Source organism: Haloarcula argentinensis DSM 12282, assembly GCA_000336895.1.
Classification (GTDB): Archaea; Halobacteriota; Halobacteria; order Halobacteriales; family Haloarculaceae; genus Haloarcula; species Haloarcula argentinensis.
Window position 1 is genome coordinate 39,525 of sequence record AOLX01000003.1, and the last position, 16,611, is coordinate 56,135.

The following is a 16,611-nucleotide window of genomic DNA, read 5'->3' on the forward strand; positions in this document are numbered from 1 at the left end:
GAACTGGTCCGTGTCGAGTAGGTCAGCCGTCGCCGACTGCTGTGGCCATGGCTTGTATGAAAACCCCTGTAAATCACCGTTGGAAAGGGCTGTGAAACACGACTGAAACGCGTTTCACAGGCGTTTCACGCCCTGGAAACCATCAGATTCATACTGTGGATGTTTTGAGAATGAACTATGCTCCCAGTCCCTCCCTCCAGGCTGGCATTGGTGTTCTCGCTGGTCCTCCTCGGTGGCAGTCTCGCTGTCTTTGGCAGTGTCACTGGTGTCGTTCCCGATGAACCCCACGAGCTCGATATCGAGGACGGTGCCATCGTCGCCACGACCGACGGCGGGCAACAGCACGTACTGGTCAACGACATCCGCACGGTCAACCGAATCGAGATTGCTCACGAAGACAGCTATCACGTTGTCCGCACTGTCGACCGTGCGCCCACAGCAGTAGACATACGGACGCGTCGTCGAGCGCAGCGAGTCGCCACCTCCGCTGAGACAGTCGGGAGCAACATTCCGGCAACGGACAGTGCAGTGTACGCTGTGCGTCGGATTCCAGCACGACTCTCCAGTGACCGTGCGGCAGCAATTGGGGCCACACCGAACACTTCGTTGCGGCAGACAGTTGCCCCCAATGCGTCAGCATTCACCGTTCGACAGAACGAAGATACAATCGTCTTCGAGCGGCGCGAGTCGGGGTGGAGCGACGACCGCGTGCTTGTCATCGTGACGCCCAACGAGTCCGGAGTCCAGTACAGTGCCGTGGTCAACCTCCGTACTGAGACAGTGGAATCGCTCGTCCGGCTCAACAGAGGTGGCCTATGAGAGACAACGGCTCGCCCCACCGCAGGACCGTCGTCCGTGATCCAATGTGGAACCCGCTGCCTGCTGCCGTCCATTACGCCGTTATCCCAGCGTGCGGGGAGTACTGCGCACTTACCACTCAATTCGGTGAAGATCAATGACACAGATACGCTCACGCCCCCGCTCCGAGTTATTCGCTGCAGGTGTCCTCGTCACTGCTACAGCAATCCTCGTCGCACAGTTTCTGACCGCGACACCGACCGCTGTCGTGGTTGGCGACGAGAGCACGCGACTTGGGACCGTCGGCTGGCAGTTCGGTCTCCATGACGTGGTCGTTATCGCTGTTGCGGCGTGTGCCGTCGGAGCGAGCACCACAGCGCTCCTCAATGGGATCGGTTCGTCGTCGGCAACGTCAGCGGATACTACATGCTCGGACACATCGACACAGGAGTCCACCGACAGCACCAGTAGCGAGCTCCTTCAGGCCCGTCGACAAGAGTGGGAGACTGTTTCGGAACGGCTTGCGAGCAACGAGGAGCAGGTGTATCAGGCGGTACTCGACGCTGATGGTGTCTTGCCACAGAGCGAAATCGTCAACCGGACAGAACTCTCGAAAGCGACTGTCAGTCGTACGCTCGACAGTCTGGAAGCCAAAAATCTCGTCGAGCGCAAGCGCCGCGGGATGGGGAACATCGTACTGCTTACGTAGGCTGTCTATCTCCGATTGTATTCCATCAAGGCACAGCAATGACAGTGTGGAGGCCCTGCTGTGACCCGGGATCTCGATCTCTTCCAGGCCGCCGGCGACAGGATTACTGTGGGCTCGTCGATTCCCTCCTTCGGTGCCACGCTCGTCAGGGCGATGGAACCGAACGCTCCACCACCGAGGACTCGCTGGCAGGCGCTGGAGACACTGCAACAGGCCGGTGTGTCGGTGTTCGTCTCGATGTCACCCACATACCCGACGATGGACGAAGACGACTTCCACGAGCTACTCAGCTACTTTAGAGCGTTCGGTGAGGTCGTCGTCTTCCACGAGCCGATTAATCCCCGCGGCGCGAACTTCCAGCAGTGTCTCACTGCGGCCAAGGAAGCCGGCTACGACGACGTTGTTATCGAACTGCAGCAGATGCAGGACAGCCACCAGTACTGGGTCGAGTACGCGCTTGAACAACTAAATACGGTTCAGCACGTCGCAACGCGCTTCGACGGACTCGAAGTCCACTCTTGGCCAGGTGATGAGCTGGTGCGTTCGACAAGCGGCCAACTTCGGTCGAAGCTCAAGGCGATGCAGCAGGCTGTGTCACCAGAGTCGTTTTCTGGACAGGATTATCGAGAATTATCTACTCAGGCAGGTTAGCAGAAGAATCTGAGCAGATTCGGAGACTCATGTAGCCGAGAAAATCCGTCACCCGCCTCAGTGGAACGACAAGCGACCGTAACTGAAGAGTACGCTAGGTGCTAAGCACCACTCCTCAACTGTTGCCTCAACAACCTCGATTTCTTCGCTGGTCAACCAGTGAGTTGCATTTAGCGCAAGCAGGAGCCGAGCTACGATACATAACCCATAAGTGAAATATCAACTCATTCGATATTACATGGGCAGCCCTCCATTAGACCGGTCTCACATAATTCTGTACATTGGTGTTATCTTCCTGATAGCAGGTGCTGGATTAGTTTATGTGGGCTATCCAGCATATACTACCTCGATAGTTGCACAGGAACCGAATAGAGAGGCAATGGCAACTGCGGTGGAGTCATATTCTGCGTCCGAAATTGAACCTATCGCATTCTCAAACCTCTCAGCACCAGAGCAGACGGCCATCACACGTGCCAGCCAGTCATCGCAGCTGACGTACACGGACCGTGGAGCATCCGATAGTGGGACCCACTTCAATTATCGAAACGATATCGTGAATTCGTACTTTGTCAGCTATAACGAGTCAATCCTTCAGGTTAAGGTTGTCATTGCGATGAACCCGGTATCTGTCGGAGCCGGCTCTCTCAGCGGAGTTGGGGGAGCTATACTCGTTATCGGTGGATTATGGGGACACCGCCATAGCGATTGACAAATAATCCTTAGCTAAACTCCACAATGTCGATAGTCACTGTCCCGGCGATCGACGTCGGGCTTCGAGACGCTGAGGGTGTCCGCCAGAGGTGTTGCGTGAGCTAGCGCTGGCCGGGTAGAGACTGCAACCGACGCCGTCGCAAGTCGGGTATGAGCACGTGGCGGCGACAATGTAGAGTAGAAAGACGCAAACCAACTGCAGCTTTCGATTGTAGGCTGGATAACCCTAATCTGCTTTCTGACCGTCGTTAGGGTTGTCGAGATTCCTGACACCCGCCAGACAGCCCGAATCCCCTCGTGCTGGCAATCAGTCCCTATCTGGGTGGGTAGCGAAGGCGTAGACGGTCCCACGACTCCGTCCGAGGTCCGTCGCATATACCACACCGTCGCGGACCGTCGGGCGGTACCGGGCCCAGAAGCCTACCTCTCGCTGCCACCGTTTCTCGCCGGTTTCTCTCTCGATGGCGTACAGATTTGAGTCCTTGCTGCCAACGTAGATGCCGCTATCAGTGATTGCGGGTTGCTCGACCCAGCCGTTGGTTTCGAACTTCCAGTGCGGGTCGCCACTCTCTGCTGATAGTCGGTATATCGAACCATCGTGTGACCCAACGTAGATACTTTCGCTGCCGGGATGAACACGGGCGGCAGCACTCGTGTCGAAAGTCCACTGTTCTGCCCCATCGACATCTTTTAACGCATACACCTTCCCGGATCTGTCGCCCACGTACACGGTTCCATCCCGGTGCGTGATAGAGACAGTTGTGGTGTCGGTCGAGTATTGCCATTCGATGGTCCCGTCGTCCGCGTCAAACCCGTAGACGCTTCCCTGGAAAGAACCTGCATAGAGTCGGTTCTGTGAGACCACGGACGGCGATATCCAGTTCCGGGTCGGAGCGTCGATATGCCAGCGTTCTGAACCGGTCGTCACATCGATTGCGGTTACGACACCATTGGTGTCTCCAATAAAGAGGGTTTCATCGTGAAACATCCGGTTGTAGGCGGACTGGTCCGGACTCCACGTCCACGCCGCTGATCCGTCATCAGTGAAAAAGGCGTATACTCTACCAAGCCCGGCGAAGACGACGATATCGTCGACTACCGTCGGGTGTGGGAGGCGCGTGTCGACCGTGTTTGACCACCGTTCGGAGCCGTCCTTGAGATTGAGGGCATACACGTCGTTTTCGTTCGTTCCCACGAAGACGGTCTCACCTCTGACGGTGTGTGACGAGGTGTTTGTCAACGTATCATCCTTCCAGTCGATGGAAAATCGCCATCGCGGAGAACCATTGTTGCGGCTGAGGGCAATAACCTCATCACTGGAGACGAGAACCGTCTCATCTTGGACGGTGGTGGAGGGATCCCCACCAACCTGGACCGACCACAGCGGTAGGTTCGCGTCTATCTCGTCCAGCCATGCCGGTTCTTCAACGGTGATTCCGGGGTCCGTTTCACCGTCGACGACGGCTCGAATCTGTTCAGATCCTTCGACTGAGAGAGTCGCCGAAACGCCGACGACAATTCCGTCAGAGTTTACCTGTAACTGACAGGTTTCGATTTCAACATCTGCCTCCAGTTCCTCTTTCAGTCCGATTCCCTCTACGACGTAGCTACCACGGTCTTCGTCCCACTCCGGATCCCCAAACTCGAATGACGTGCCGACTTCATGGAAGCTTCTGAGGTCTCTCTTGACTTGATCCACGAACGCTCCGTAATCGGTTTTGTCGCGCCCGAAATTGACGTCTCCCTCTCTTATCTGTCGTCTGTACACCTCGTTGTCGTTGTAGAACTGCTCACTGACAACGTCGCCGTTAGCCGGGTCTTCGAGTTCTGTCTCGCGGCTCGACCCCGCTATGTAGCGTGCTATCTCGCCCTCGGGATCGCCCCGGCCCGACCCCGCTTGACTTTCCTGCACGGTGCCGTCCTCAAAGTAGGATACGCTGCCCTCCACACTGAACGCCTCCTCCCCAAGTGCCCGGACCGTGCGGTCCCGGAGCGCATCGACATCGACACCATCCCGGAGCGGTTCGGGTGGTTCGTCAGGCTCCGGCTCTGGTCCGTCATCTATGACCGTGCCGGTCTCGGAGCAGCCAGCCAGCGCGCTTAGGCCACTAACTGTGACCGTCGTAAGCACCCAACGCCTCGAAAAAGTTCGTCCACCCTTCATGATAAAGGAAGTATATTAATCCATCATAATAACTTTTTGTTTTAGAGAGGTATGATAGTAATGTGATCGGCCTCAGTTTTGTCACGAAGTCCGATGAGGGTGGTTTCGGGATTGAAGACGAGGTTTCTGAGAGACAATCGACCAGTATGAGATCTGGCAAAGCCCCGTCCAATCGGTTCAGTTCAGGAACTGATGAACATATATACCGACTATCTATACACCGTAGCAAGGAATATTACAAGCTGGAGACTACAGGAGGAGTTTTGCTTGAGCAAAAGCAATTTATCATTGACGAATTGCTTAGTCACTTACACAATCATAATTATGAGTGATGAATCTCTTGGTCCACGAGACCGCAGGTCTTTGCCTTCGGCCAGAGAGATTGCTGAAGAAGTTTACCATATCGGTGAAGAAAATGACGTTCAACCGTCTATCGTCATTGTATTCAGGTCGTACAGCAACGATGAAGCTACACCAGAAAGCGACGTAGACATCGTCGTTGTTACGCCGCATGTGAAAGGTGAGGGCTTCTATGAACGGCGAAAACATTGGGGGTGGGATTGGGATTATCAAAACTACCCTACAGCGGACCTGATTATACTCACACCAACTGAGTTTGACGATTACAAAAGCCGTAGAGAACATATTGTGAGTACGGCTGTCTCTACGGGGGAGCGATTCGAGTTTTAGAAGTGCAAGCAGATTCTACAGAAACCTTCGTTTGAGTGGTTGTCTACCTTGCATTCCCCGCAAATCGTGCCACTGTCATGCTTCGGAGAGCGTTATGTGATCTGAGAACGGAGGTAACTAACGGCCTCCACAACTGCCTGGCCATCGCCACTCCGAGCTAACTCAAAGTCATAAATTCCACTGCCAGAAGAGATGCGAATATGGCCAGCGGACTCCAAGCCACTAGCTGCAATGTTCTCAATCTGTTCGTAAGGGAAGAGGAAGAATTCATTTGAGGTTGTGACGAGGTACAACCCCTTGTTGGTGAATACCAGCGACATCTCGGTGCGGCCGAACAAGGAATTATCTTCAACTAGCTCACCCTGGATTATTCGGGAGAACGCTCCAGAGTTTGTTAGCAAGACTATATGATGGGGGATCTCGTTCTCGCCTTGCATATCCTCTTCAAACAGAAAGCTAGCGTCAGGAAAGTACTTCTTGTCTCCAGTGAGCTTGTCTGCCGTCACGGAGTCGCCTTCAGCTTTTTCGACAAGCTGATTCATATCGCAAAATATATTCAAAAGGTACATATAGCTTGCTCATTCGTCCTAAGATCAGAGACGAACCGTGTGACTGCGACTACTTATTGAGAATATCTTTCGAGAGGAAGGAGTGAGATCGGTCCATTCACAAGTCTGATACTTATGTTGAATTATGCATGGGTCTAATATGCATTTGGCACCTGATTGCTCAAGAAACCCACTGAGATACTTAGCGTGGATAAGAGGACAACAAACTTTAGCGAACAAGGATACTGAACTTCCAGTCAGAGTACTATCAGATTTACGCATATTTATATTTATGTATATGTTTATAGTGTAGAAGATTTAATAGTAAACTCAAAATAGAACGTGGACTTTACAAACAGCATACTCGAATATTCAAGTGTAATGAATAGGCGGTCGCTCATGAAGCAGTTCGGTGGACTCCTCATTACGGGTACAGTTGCTGGATGTAGTTCAGACAGCAGTTCTGGAGGTACTCAAACGGAGGCTCGTTCCAGTACAACGCCTACGGCAACAGAAGCCACAACACCTGAAGCAACCCAAGCAACTACCGAAAGTCAGACTCCAGAAGCAACGCCGACAACCACAGAAAACGCAACGCCTAGTGGGGATTACACCGGTAAGGATTCATACCCTTGGAAGCAGTTAACGGAGAGGCAAAAGAACACGTTGGAGTACAGCCCGCATTTCGAGGGTGGGTTCCTTGATGCACGAGGCGAAGGGACTGTTGAGATTATAAACGGCGTTGGCTTCGGGTTCATGTCTGAACCCGCCGTTTGGGTCGATGTTGGACAGACAGTGAAGTGGGTCTGGCCAGATGGTGAAGAACACAGTCTAAAAGACGAGAATGGCGATCGGCTTAGCCACATCCACCGAGTAGAAGGAGATGATACCAGTTTCACCTATACACTCGAAGAAGAGGGCAAACTCTGGTATAGCTGTCGTACGCACGGTCGGGGCTGGAAGGGAAGTTACGGTGTCATCGTTGCCGGTAGCGAGTGAAAGTCGCCACAAGCGAGTTGTTTGATTTGGTCCAGATTTATCGTCATTGACGGAGCCGCACGCGCCGCCGTCGGTGACTCGCTGGCAGGCGCTGGATACGCTCCAGCAGGCCGGTGTGTCAGTGTTCGTCTCGATGTCACCCACATATCCAACGATGGACGAAGACGACTTTCACGAACTACTCAGCTACTTCAGAGCACTCGGAGAGGTCGTCGTCTTCCATGAGCCAATCAATCCCCGTGGCGCGAATTTCCAGCAATGTCTCAACGCTGCCAAGGAAGCCGGGTACGATGATGTTGTTACCGAACTCCAGCAGATGCAAGACAGTCACCAGTATTGGGTCGAGTACGCGCTTGCACAATTGAAACGGTTCAACAGGTCGCGACGCGCTTCGATGGGCTCGAAGTGCATTCCTGCCCTGATGATGAGCTGGTGCGCTCGACGAACGGCCAACTCCGGTCAAAGCTCGAGGCAATGCAACAGGCTGTGTCACCAGAGTCGTTCTCCGAGCATGATACAGACGCCTCGCCTGAGCAATCGGAGTTAGCCCGGGACAGTGAGTCTATACAGCATCTCATTTAGTGGCCAGCCGCGTCCTCTTCTTTCCATGTAATAAATGTGAACTCAGCAAATGCCATGTATATTAGCTGGCGACAGTCTCGCGTTTGAACAGCGTCAGCAGTTCTTTTGTACTCATTTTCCGCCCTAATCCGGGTACATGGGAGTGGTCTGGATGATCGACCCGGTTTCGGGGTCCAGTTCTACGTACGATTGGGCGGCCGTTCTCGTCATAAGCCGGTCGTCGTACCGCCAGAGGTAGCGGTAGTAAGTGTGGTCGCCATCATCGGCTGTGCTCGGTTGCGCTCTCCATAACACATCACCGTTCGAGTCAAAACAGACGATGTTTCGGGCGGAATCACACGCTATATCCGGATTACTAACGCCCTCAGTGTCCTCTTGGAGCAAGACAAGTAGCCGGTCGTCGATCGGGTACGCGTATTCAATATCCATAGGGAATCGGTGATTCCAGCCTTCTCCCTCAATCTGGCCTCTGTAATCGGCGGTGATTTCAGTCTCCGAAAGCGCTGTTCGATAGCCGATATCTGGATCCGCTTCTTTTACCGCTTCTCTTATCGTTTCATGTCCTGACATCCGATGCAGTGTCTTGCCGGGATCGTACTCGATCGCAAGTGTAATCTGGCACTCGTCTGGTACGCGTTCCATGTCGTCGTCCCCAGTCCACGAGAGCATAAACGGTTCAAGACTGACATATCCACGAACAGTTTCACTATCAGCATCAGAGTAGAGGTATATTTTATTATTCTTTCTCCAAGTGTCTCCCCAGAGTCGTAGGAGGACTGTTCGCGGGCCAATGTCCAATTCGGTGTTCTTGTTGGCTGAATTGGTCTCGATCGAGAGCGAGAGCCGGTACGATGCTCGGATGTATCGGCCTCTGCTTGGTAAGAACTCTTTTGACATTTGAACCGGCGACATAGCCGTTGTCGGGATATAAAACCTTCCTCCGGCTTCTTCTTCTCCTACCGTGGCGAAATCTTCCATGTATATCATGTTTGTAGACATATATTTCTATATTCAAAACTCATCCGCTGTAATTTATATTCTTGTGTCTCACACTCAAGTGGTCGATAACACAGTTNTCTATATTCAAAACTCATCCGCTGTAATTTATATTCTTGTGTCTCACACTCAAGTGGTCGATAACACAGTTTCCAGCATCGTTTCTATCGATTCAGTTGGTGGGGACACGTTGGAATGGCCTTTCCAGAGCCTGCTCTTGGTGTTGATGGCACTGAGTATCGTCGCAATGTGTACGAGCGCCGCTAAAACGCAGTATCGTCGACAGCAATCCCGTCGAAGCGGTCGATCTGTTTCTGGAACGACTGTCGGCAGTCCTCGATATATTCAGGGTCTGGGTCGGGTTTGCTCCGTGTCTGGTGGAGATATTCGAGTTCGATGGTCAGATACTCGTATTCGGAGGCGTTGTGGCCATCCCACCATGAGGAAAAATGGAGGTCCCTGACGAGGAGGTTCTCTTCGTCGTCCCAGCCGCGAACAAGAATATGCTTGTCCTCGTCAAGGGTTTCAAGATCAAGCACAGCGCTGGAGACGGTATCGCCGATTTCGTCTGGTGTGTCAGTCGGCTCTGCACTCAGCCTGAGCCGGATCGAGTATAGCGCGTTCTTGTGGCGCCCCTCCATCGGTAACAGTGTGTAGTCAACGTCGCAAAACTCGTATGGGGCAACATCCTCGCTCTTTTTCTCTAACATTTCTGGATGTTTGAATTCTGCCCGGTACCCGTCAGATATCCCTTCGAACCGCACAATATATGTTTCTTCATTCAGGAGTTCGCGCATATGTACTACTCCGCTGAGGCGGACTCAGCCGGCACCCGAAGATGGTCTTTCAGATAGTCTGGCTGGGGAAGCGAAATCCGCTCATCGAGACTGTACTCTCGGATAGCGTCGGACAGATACTCGCTCTCGATATCGATTTCGAGCCCGTAATCTCGTGCCACAAGGACGTACACAGATGCCGAGAGTGGAAGCAGTTCCCGCCAGCGTGGCAGATTTTCGACATGCTCCCTGTGGTAGTTGAGTATCCGTTCGATACCGTTGGTAACTCGGTCTGAGTCATGCTCGATAAGCCCGGTCTGGACATCCCGTGTTCCGCGCCAGTGGTCTCCTGGGTTATCCAGCACCTGTTCGAATGTATCACGAGCGCGCTTGGCGCCCGCTGGTTCGTCGGCCAGCAGCGCTGCCAGAAAGCTCCCACACCAGTAGAATTCCTCTGGATCGGTGTAGCGATCGATAAACTCAAACGAGTGCATTTGAGCAGCCAGCGTCGCAATCAGCCGCTCGTCACCAGCTAACACGGCCCCGAAAATTCCCCACATTGCTCGTGAACCTCCGGTTCCCAGTGTTGATTTGGGAATTTCGTCAGTCCGCGTTTCTATCAGGTGGATGAACGAGCGGTTCGCCAGTGCAAGGCGGGCTGCCCACTGGCGCGCTTCGGTCACGTTCCCCAGCAGCAACTCGCAGGACACGATCTCTTCCGTATCGTGGGAGAGGGCCCTCAATGCTGTGTGGTAGGGCTCTCCGCGTTCCCGGTTGTTCTCTATCGCCCAGTATGAGTTGTTAACGTCGCTCTTTTTTTCCTCGCTTCGGTCCCGGAGTTCGCTCTGTGTAACCATCGGTTAGCTCCCACCACCATCACCAGGCTTCAGGTATCGGACCTGCGTGAGCAGTTCATCCATGTATTTATTGGAATCTTGCGGGAACTTAGCGCTATCCGTCGATATCGTCTTCCGCGAGTCGGCCGATCGCGGCGTGCTTATAGTCCCGGTTTTTGATTCGACACCAATCGTTCTGCGCACGCATCTGCTCGGTTGGTACGTCGGCATCGGGTGCAGGTCTGTCCATCTCACTTGTCGTGTTTAGCCACCCTCGACGATTTTGACAATCCGTCAGGCAGGGGAATCACTCAAACGAAAAGAATCGAACACGAGAGCAGTCAGTGATAGCGTTCCGTTTTCGCTAGCGAGAGACCGAGTTGGTCGGCGACTTCGTCACACTGCTGGCATTCATGTCCGCACTGTTTTGGGGNCATGAAAACGCCACCCCAATCGAGTTCTTCGACGTAGTAGGCCGGTGCCGACAGGACTTGCTCGCGGCCAATCGCCTCCACTGTCTCGGCGCGAAAAACGTTGTACTCGTACAGCGGTGGCCTAGTTTTCGTTGCGAGTTCTTCGATGGCTTCGTCCTCGCCGATAGCGAGGCCACCGCGTCGACCGAAGCCCCACTTCGGTTCGAGGGTGTTTGCGGCCTGCGCGTGGATTTCAGCAAAATTGCGCCGGTATTGTTTGACTGTTTCGAGAAGTTCCTCGTCGTCGGTATCTTTAAGTCCGTAAATCCAAGTAGAAAAATATATACTTTCACATGAAGGTTTTGAAGTAAGATTATGACTATCTATGGTACGTGTGACGGTTAATTCATCATAACTGAGCGGAATTTCAACCGACCAATTTGGATAGGAAGATAGAGTTTGGATTACGTCATCATATTTGCCAGTCGTATCCACATTATTGTTATACCCATTAATTTGGCGAGCTCGAATTGAATAGACGTCCTCTTCATAATCTAGTCCAAGATACTCAGTAAACACCTCGAATAACGACTTATATATCGCTATAGATGGTTCCCCGTCTAGGACATATGCGATCTCAATTGTGTCGTAATCTTCCATATTCAGCCTCCAGTCTATCCTGTGATGATCATTCAAGAGCTTTCATCAACCACTTCGATAGTGACATCTGCGTTAGTTGATTGTATACGTTTCAATCAAGCGAGTATGTGCACTACACTCTGGGCCACCAAATCCTTCGTCTGATGATTCGGGCTGATGCGTATACCCTTCACGGTCTGGTTAGGAGCGAGTTGGTCAACACTGATGGTATCGTTCGCAGTAAATAGTCCGTCAAGGCCAAGCTCGTTGCCCGTCAGATTACTCCCAGCTACAGAGACTGTCAGATTGTCCGGATCGACTGTATCACCACCAAGGTGTCTAACAACAACAGATGTCCCATTTTCACGGGCAACTTGGTCTAAATCTGCGGCAAATTGAGGTGTCTGTGGACACGGAGGGTCCTCATAGCCCATTCTTAAGGCAACGTCTGCGGTACCGAAGGCCAGAATAGTCATACCCACCAGTCCGAGGATTACGATTCTCTGTTTAGGCATTTGATCAGCTTGTGAGTGTCAGTACTTCTTCAATGCTATACGGTACGTGCCGGCCACTAACTGGACCAATAATGTATCACGGCATGGGACTCCATGTCTTTGACATCGCACTCCACTGCTGGAGTGTCTGTGTTCCTTGGATTGCCTCACAGGTCTGCCCTCGTCAAGTAGGCGTCAACAGTTCCGTAGTCCCATTCGCAGTCTGATTCCCACGGTGGGTTGCAGTCGCAGTCTTCCGCTCGTTCGATATTGGCGGACACGGACTAGTTTCGTTGATCCGCCTACTCTGGATATAGCGTGCCGTTGAGTTAGTCTGCTCCGCTAACCGTAATCCAGAGACGTCCATATTCAGCCACGGGTGAATTTCTTCTGGAGTCTGTAGGAAGATGTACGCTGGCGGCTCCTCAAACGTCAGATTAGTGTGGCGTGGGCTGTCAGCTTCGATCTCGAACGACCCGAGTTCTTTCTCCAGACGTAGGTCACACTGGTCGGAGTAGCCCTGTACCGACGCATTCGGTACTTCAACCGGGTCAAAGGCCTGTGGAGAACTCGTAAATACATCAAACTCTAGAACGTACTCACCGTTGTGAACGGTCGCAGTGACGTTCCAGAAGACGATACCCCCTCCTGGTGGGTCCTCACCTAAATACACATCTCCTTTTGGAGGAGTGTACGTGTCCTCTTCCTGATGAAACCCAGGTTCTGGGTAGACAACTACGGCGGCGACTACGGCAACGATAACGAGCGCGAGCACGGCAAACAACGCGTAGTAGCTCTTTTTCATGCGAGATCAGTCTGTAGCTGTGAAGAGTTCTTCAATACTGTAGGCGACGTACTCACCATTAGTTGGACGCGAAAAGCGGTATCTGAGGGATATGCGGGCTTTGCTCATAACTGACCACCTTCGCTTTTCCTCCCACACATTATTTTTAGGGTCATAGACTTCGACGAATTCTGGTGTTTTGTCCGGTGGATTACTGCTGTCAAGCTTCGCCCCCGTATTGCCGCTGTACAGTAAATTCACTAATAAATCCCACATCTGTCCAACCTAAACGAACTCTACTCCGGGCGGTTGCTCTGGCACTCGTAATCCGTGCCGGCGGAGTGTCGTTATTTGGGATAGTGAAACCACAGAGCAAACGCATTTAGGGCAGACTGACTGGTAATTCATCCCGCTCAGAAATGGTATTTCCAACGTAAGCCAGATACTCCCTGTCAGTAACTGGCTTCCGCTCATAATACGACGTTGCGATATCACTGTTTTCCTCCCCCCAGATATCTGGTGAATCTACAACGACGAACACTGGAATCCGTTCATCGCGTATGGATACATCTTCCGAACCATTGATATCACCGATGGATATCGTGCGAAATACCTCACCATCTTTGTCATAGAGGTGTATCGCAACATCTTCGTATCGCCCGGGTCCGGAGAAGTATTCCTCCCCAACCGAACCATTCAGGACGAACATTTCATTCTGGACTTCGATTGTTCCGCTATAGGATACTTTCCCACCTGCATCTCCACATCCCCCGAGAGGAACCGTGGATACGACTACAAAGAGGGCGATAATTCTTGCAATTTCTGTCATGGTTCTCCAACTGTAATCATCTCTTCAATAGAGAATGCATAGTACAACTTTCTATCATGATAAAACACTGGGTCATCTCTTTCCCAGCCGCGTCTCATGATACTCCAGTCATTGTCGCGCCTTGGCAGCTCCTCTGTAGTAGGATCATCTATGTCCCTCTCACCGCTATAGCCACTATACACTTCACCGAAAGGTAAGGGCTTCCACGAGTCATCATTCTCCCCCGCACCGAACGAATGCCCTACCTCATGCATCGCCACGTGTGCAGCTACCACCTGCGTCTCATTATTGTAGGGGGATTGAGCCAGATGACGTTGGTCTACCTTGCTAGGGGCACCTATATCCACGAGTGACTCTGCATAGACGTACATTCCAGTATCCGGTTGAGCAGATATATATGATTCTGTCGTGGCGTAGGCGTTAAACCCGGTTCCAGAGAAGATGCTTTCTGTGGTCACTGCCATGTACTGATCGGCATCGGTAGATTTCGAAAGCGGTGCACTGTTTGCGAGGGGATCAGATAGTCGTTCGTCGCGAACGATATCAATGTCTATCCCATAGAGAGCGTAGTTGTCTTCGATACCACGTTCCCAACCTGAGTCGTTCAGGCGCTGGTTCGGCAATCCTGCCACGGAGTCGGTCTCAATGGATAGGTCAACTGTCTTACTTTGTGTTGTTGGGTCTGTGTCCCATTGTAATTCCCCGACCTGAAGATTGGAACGCTCCACACGCCCATCGTTGTCATAATCGACAGTTGCCGCTGTAACGCTATCTGGAACATTCTTCACTTGCCATCGTTCGTGAACACCAACCTGTTCGTCGACAATCTCTCCTCCTTTGATCCCTCCATCATCATCACCATCATCGATAGTGAGGCTGTCACCGTCATCATCGTCACGGAGGTTCTCACGATACAGCACCACGTTGTCAGAGTGGCCGACACCATAGACGCCGATCCAGCCGTCCCAGTAGCCGTCGCCGTCGGTATCATTGTTGGTCGGATCAGTCGTGAGCGGTTCGATTGTCATCGGCAGTGACGACCGCGTGAAGCCGCCCCTTTCGGTCGCGTCAGGCAGGCCGTCGTCAGCTAGGTTTTTTGGGATTCACTCTGGTTCTACAGGTAGTTCTCCGCGGGCCGTCGCAGTTTCCTCTGCATACGTTCCGTCGCCTTGCCGTACGAAGTAGACCACATCTATCTGATTTATTTCCCAGAAATCCGGTGAGTCGATGATGATGTACTTGGGTGATGGCGAGACTGTCAGTGAGACATCTCGCTGTCCGGTCAGCGTAGCGACTGCCGTTTCGTTTAGCAGGTTGGCCTCCTCGGTGTAGAAGTAAAGGGTCACATTGTGGAATGGCCCACTACCGGTGGTATCGTGAATTGTCCCGTTCATCTGGAGTTGTTCGCCCGTCGGGTTCAGGTCACCACTGTAGGTGATTGCCGTTCCCGGGCCGGGTGTCAGACACCCGCTGAGACTGATAAGAATCAGCAACACCAAACAGAGAGAATAACGTCTAAATATCATGGTTGGTCGATTGTTGACAGCTCCTCGATACTAAAGACATAGTATGAATGCCCATTGTGACTGGCTAATGAATTTGAGTCCCACCCTCGACGCATGATGCTCCATCGGGTGGCACCGGATGTCTCATGTCTCTCAGAGTTCTGGTCACTTGAGGACCCACTGTAGACTTCGCCCAATGGTAACGCACCGGTGTCATCAAGCCGACCTACGTCGAAGGAGTGGCCAAGTTCGTGCATCTCCACAGAGCCAGCAAGCACCTCTGTTTTGCTGTTGTAGGGCGAATTGGTTACATCGCTTGCAGGCACAGCGTTTTCTTCCGTTGCCGACTCTGAAATAGATTCGGCATAGATGATATGGCCGTTTGCGGGTAGTTCCAAACTGGTTCCGATGGATTCGTCGGCGTTGAATCCCCACGGATTGCCTCCGATACCACTGGCGCGTTCCGAGGAGACGAGGAGATACAAGTGTTGATTCTCGTCATTACTCGACGCAAGCGCGTCCGTGAGGGTGACTACCGTATCATCGCGCTCAATATTGAGTGTGATGCCGTACAGCGCATAGTTTTCTTCGATGGCTGTAACCCAGTTTTCGTTATCGAGTCTGTTCTCTGGGAGCTCATCGACGTAGTCCGCCTCAACTCCAAAGGTCAGACTGGGTGGATTCCCGTCCGTCGGTGCGCTACCCCACTGACGTTCTCCAATATGAACGTTCGAGTGCTCTTTCACGCCATCAGTATCAATGTCAGCACCCCCTGCAGAGGGGACGACCGATGCTTTGTGCACGCCGACCTGTTCTTCGACGATCTCGACACCTTCGATCCCGTCGCCACTCTGTAGATGCTCCCTATACAGCACAACGTTATCGGTGTGTCCAACGTCGTAGACGCCGATCCAGCCGTCCCAGTAGCCGTCACCGTCCGTATCTGGCGTCGTCGGATCGGTCGTGTACGTGGGTTTGATAACCCCTGTATCAACGCCATGCGTCTCCTGGCCGTCAGTGAGACCGTCGTCGTCCGTGTCCGGATCCCACGGGTCTGTTCTAGCATCCCATTCCTCGGCGTTAGCCAACCACGTATCGGTCCGGTCTTCCCCATCCAGCGCGGTGAACACAGCCCGGTCCTGCGGCGTCGAGCCGTCCGTCAACACGAAATCGAAATCGTCTGACCAGTCGTCCAGACGAACGCTCGACAGCTGCTGGCCGTCGAGAACGATGTGCAAATCGCGGGCCAGTCGAATATTTCCGTTCTATCCGATCTCGTCAATGAACTGCAGGTGCTGTTGTCAGACATAGCCGTGACACCGGACAATCACGCTTTGTCCGGCGATTCACCACGGCCAGGATGAGCTCTCACACTCAACTTTCTCTGGCTGCCACAAGTCCTGTTCTGGATTATATACATACTTAGACACACTGGTGCCTTGGCTACAGGGATCACGATCGATCTCGTAGGTAATGGTGTGTGGAAA

The 16,611-nt window shown here is 52.7% G+C and carries 17 protein-coding genes and 1 pseudogene; 7 read left to right on the plus strand and 11 right to left on the minus strand.

Features of this window, described 5'->3' with window-relative positions; translation table 11 throughout:
• Positions 1 to 177 precede the first annotated feature (177 nt).
• From C443_RS00210 to C443_RS20535, 4 genes are all read left to right on the plus strand, one after another.
• Complete coding sequence (locus C443_RS00210) at positions 178 to 819, plus strand: hypothetical protein (RefSeq protein ID WP_049943769.1); 642 nt, start codon at positions 178 to 180, stop codon at positions 817 to 819.
• 136 nt (positions 820 to 955) lie between these two features.
• Positions 956 to 1,507, plus strand: a complete 552-nt coding sequence (locus C443_RS00215; protein WP_005532676.1) for a helix-turn-helix transcriptional regulator — start codon at positions 956 to 958, stop codon at positions 1,505 to 1,507.
• A gap of 153 nt (positions 1,508 to 1,660) precedes the next feature.
• Positions 1,661 to 2,158 carry a hypothetical protein gene (locus C443_RS00220; RefSeq protein ID WP_049943797.1) on the plus strand — a complete coding sequence of 166 codons (498 nt, stop codon included), beginning with the start codon at positions 1,661 to 1,663 and terminating at the stop codon, positions 2,156 to 2,158.
• Positions 2,159 to 2,396: 238 nt separating this feature from the next.
• On the plus strand, positions 2,397 to 2,867 hold the full coding sequence (locus C443_RS20535) for a hypothetical protein (protein ID WP_005532678.1): 471 nt from the start codon (positions 2,397 to 2,399) through the stop codon (positions 2,865 to 2,867).
• 309 nt (positions 2,868 to 3,176) lie between these two features.
• Here the strand turns inward: C443_RS20535 and C443_RS00225 are convergent, their stop codons facing one another.
• A complete protein-coding gene (locus tag C443_RS00225) occupies positions 3,177 to 5,000 on the minus strand; it encodes an outer membrane protein assembly factor BamB family protein (protein ID WP_005532679.1) in 1,824 nt (607 codons plus the stop codon).
• A 357-nt stretch (positions 5,001 to 5,357) separates the two neighbouring features.
• On the opposite strand from C443_RS00225, the gene C443_RS20540 reads away from it, so the two are divergent.
• On the plus strand, positions 5,358 to 5,723 hold the full coding sequence (locus tag C443_RS20540; protein ID WP_160163331.1) for a nucleotidyltransferase domain-containing protein: 366 nt from the start codon (positions 5,358 to 5,360) through the stop codon (positions 5,721 to 5,723).
• A 92-nt stretch (positions 5,724 to 5,815) separates the two neighbouring features.
• On the opposite strand, the gene C443_RS00235 is transcribed toward C443_RS20540, so the two are convergent.
• Positions 5,816 to 6,265, minus strand: coding sequence for a hypothetical protein (locus C443_RS00235; RefSeq protein WP_049943771.1), 450 nt, complete (start codon positions 6,263 to 6,265; stop codon positions 5,816 to 5,818).
• Between the two features lie 348 nt (positions 6,266 to 6,613).
• Between C443_RS00235 and C443_RS20980 the strand changes: the two genes are divergently transcribed.
• Together C443_RS20980 and C443_RS22000 are read left to right on the plus strand one after the other, a co-directional pair.
• On the plus strand, positions 6,614 to 7,270 hold the full coding sequence (locus C443_RS20980) for a cupredoxin domain-containing protein (RefSeq protein ID WP_152422975.1): 657 nt from the start codon (positions 6,614 to 6,616) through the stop codon (positions 7,268 to 7,270).
• A gap of 73 nt (positions 7,271 to 7,343) precedes the next feature.
• A pseudogene (locus C443_RS22000) lies at positions 7,344 to 7,852 on the plus strand (radical SAM domain-containing protein).
• A gap of 123 nt (positions 7,853 to 7,975) precedes the next feature.
• Here C443_RS22000 and C443_RS00245 read toward each other — a convergent pair.
• From C443_RS00245 to C443_RS22010, 9 genes are all read right to left on the minus strand, one after another.
• Entirely contained in the window at positions 7,976 to 8,830 is an 855-nt protein-coding gene (locus C443_RS00245; protein WP_152422976.1) for a hypothetical protein, read from the minus strand.
• A gap of 281 nt (positions 8,831 to 9,111) precedes the next feature.
• Positions 9,112 to 9,489, minus strand: coding sequence for a hypothetical protein (locus tag C443_RS00250; protein WP_317175914.1), 378 nt, complete (start codon positions 9,487 to 9,489; stop codon positions 9,112 to 9,114).
• Between the two features lie 161 nt (positions 9,490 to 9,650).
• Positions 9,651 to 10,481, minus strand: a complete 831-nt coding sequence (locus C443_RS00255; RefSeq protein ID WP_005532685.1) for an Imm49 family immunity protein — start codon at positions 10,479 to 10,481, stop codon at positions 9,651 to 9,653.
• A gap of 1,147 nt (positions 10,482 to 11,628) precedes the next feature.
• Positions 11,629 to 11,988 carry a type IV pilin N-terminal domain-containing protein gene (locus tag C443_RS00265; RefSeq protein ID WP_152422977.1) on the minus strand — a complete coding sequence of 120 codons (360 nt, stop codon included), beginning with the start codon at positions 11,986 to 11,988 and terminating at the stop codon, positions 11,629 to 11,631.
• A gap of 202 nt (positions 11,989 to 12,190) precedes the next feature.
• The gene (locus C443_RS00270) at positions 12,191 to 12,811 is read right to left on the minus strand and encodes a hypothetical protein (RefSeq protein ID WP_005532690.1); all 621 of its coding nucleotides are present in this window, start codon (positions 12,809 to 12,811) and stop codon (positions 12,191 to 12,193) included.
• A gap of 361 nt (positions 12,812 to 13,172) precedes the next feature.
• Complete coding sequence (locus C443_RS00275; RefSeq protein ID WP_005532692.1) at positions 13,173 to 13,619, minus strand: hypothetical protein; 447 nt, start codon at positions 13,617 to 13,619, stop codon at positions 13,173 to 13,175.
• Complete coding sequence (locus tag C443_RS22005) at positions 13,616 to 14,647, minus strand: hypothetical protein (protein ID WP_005532694.1); 1,032 nt, start codon at positions 14,645 to 14,647, stop codon at positions 13,616 to 13,618. The genes C443_RS00275 and C443_RS22005 overlap by 4 nt, the downstream gene beginning before the upstream one ends.
• A gap of 75 nt (positions 14,648 to 14,722) precedes the next feature.
• Positions 14,723 to 15,115: a hypothetical protein gene (locus C443_RS00290; protein ID WP_005532695.1), complete on the minus strand. Its 393-nt coding sequence runs from the start codon at positions 15,113 to 15,115 to the stop codon at positions 14,723 to 14,725.
• 26 nt (positions 15,116 to 15,141) lie between these two features.
• Positions 15,142 to 16,362 (minus strand): hypothetical protein, encoded by a 1,221-nt coding sequence (locus C443_RS22010; protein ID WP_005532697.1) that lies wholly within the window; start codon positions 16,360 to 16,362, stop codon positions 15,142 to 15,144.
• Between the last annotated feature and the right edge of the window lie 249 nt (positions 16,363 to 16,611).

What these genes read in the sequence shown, in the direction of transcription:
- C443_RS00265 (WP_152422977.1), bottom strand. Translation starts at nt 11,988, where the DNA reads ATGACTATTCTGGCCTTCGGTACCGCAGACGTTGCCTTAAGAATGGGC.
- C443_RS20535 (WP_005532678.1), top strand. Translation starts at nt 2,397, where the DNA reads ATGGGCAGCCCTCCATTAGACCGGTCTCACATAATTCTGTACATTGGT.
- C443_RS00235 (WP_049943771.1), bottom strand. Translation starts at nt 6,265, where the DNA reads ATGAATCAGCTTGTCGAAAAAGCTGAAGGCGACTCCGTGACGGCAGAC.
- C443_RS00250 (WP_317175914.1), bottom strand. Translation starts at nt 9,489, where the DNA reads ATGGAGGGGCGCCACAAGAACGCGCTATACTCGATCCGGCTCAGGCTG.
- C443_RS00270 (WP_005532690.1), bottom strand. Translation starts at nt 12,811, where the DNA reads ATGAAAAAGAGCTACTACGCGTTGTTTGCCGTGCTCGCGCTCGTTATC.
- C443_RS00215 (WP_005532676.1), top strand. Translation starts at nt 956, where the DNA reads ATGACACAGATACGCTCACGCCCCCGCTCCGAGTTATTCGCTGCAGGT.
- C443_RS00255 (WP_005532685.1), bottom strand. Translation starts at nt 10,481, where the DNA reads ATGGTTACACAGAGCGAACTCCGGGACCGAAGCGAGGAAAAAAAGAGC.
- C443_RS22005 (WP_005532694.1), bottom strand. Translation starts at nt 14,647, where the DNA reads ATGACAATCGAACCGCTCACGACTGATCCGACCAACAATGATACCGAC.
- C443_RS00210 (WP_049943769.1), top strand. Translation starts at nt 178, where the DNA reads ATGCTCCCAGTCCCTCCCTCCAGGCTGGCATTGGTGTTCTCGCTGGTC.
- C443_RS00245 (WP_152422976.1), bottom strand. Translation starts at nt 8,830, where the DNA reads ATGGAAGATTTCGCCACGGTAGGAGAAGAAGAAGCCGGAGGAAGGTTT.
- C443_RS00220 (WP_049943797.1), top strand. Translation starts at nt 1,661, where the DNA reads ATGGAACCGAACGCTCCACCACCGAGGACTCGCTGGCAGGCGCTGGAG.
- C443_RS00275 (WP_005532692.1), bottom strand. Translation starts at nt 13,619, where the DNA reads ATGACAGAAATTGCAAGAATTATCGCCCTCTTTGTAGTCGTATCCACG.
- C443_RS20540 (WP_160163331.1), top strand. Translation starts at nt 5,358, where the DNA reads ATGAGTGATGAATCTCTTGGTCCACGAGACCGCAGGTCTTTGCCTTCG.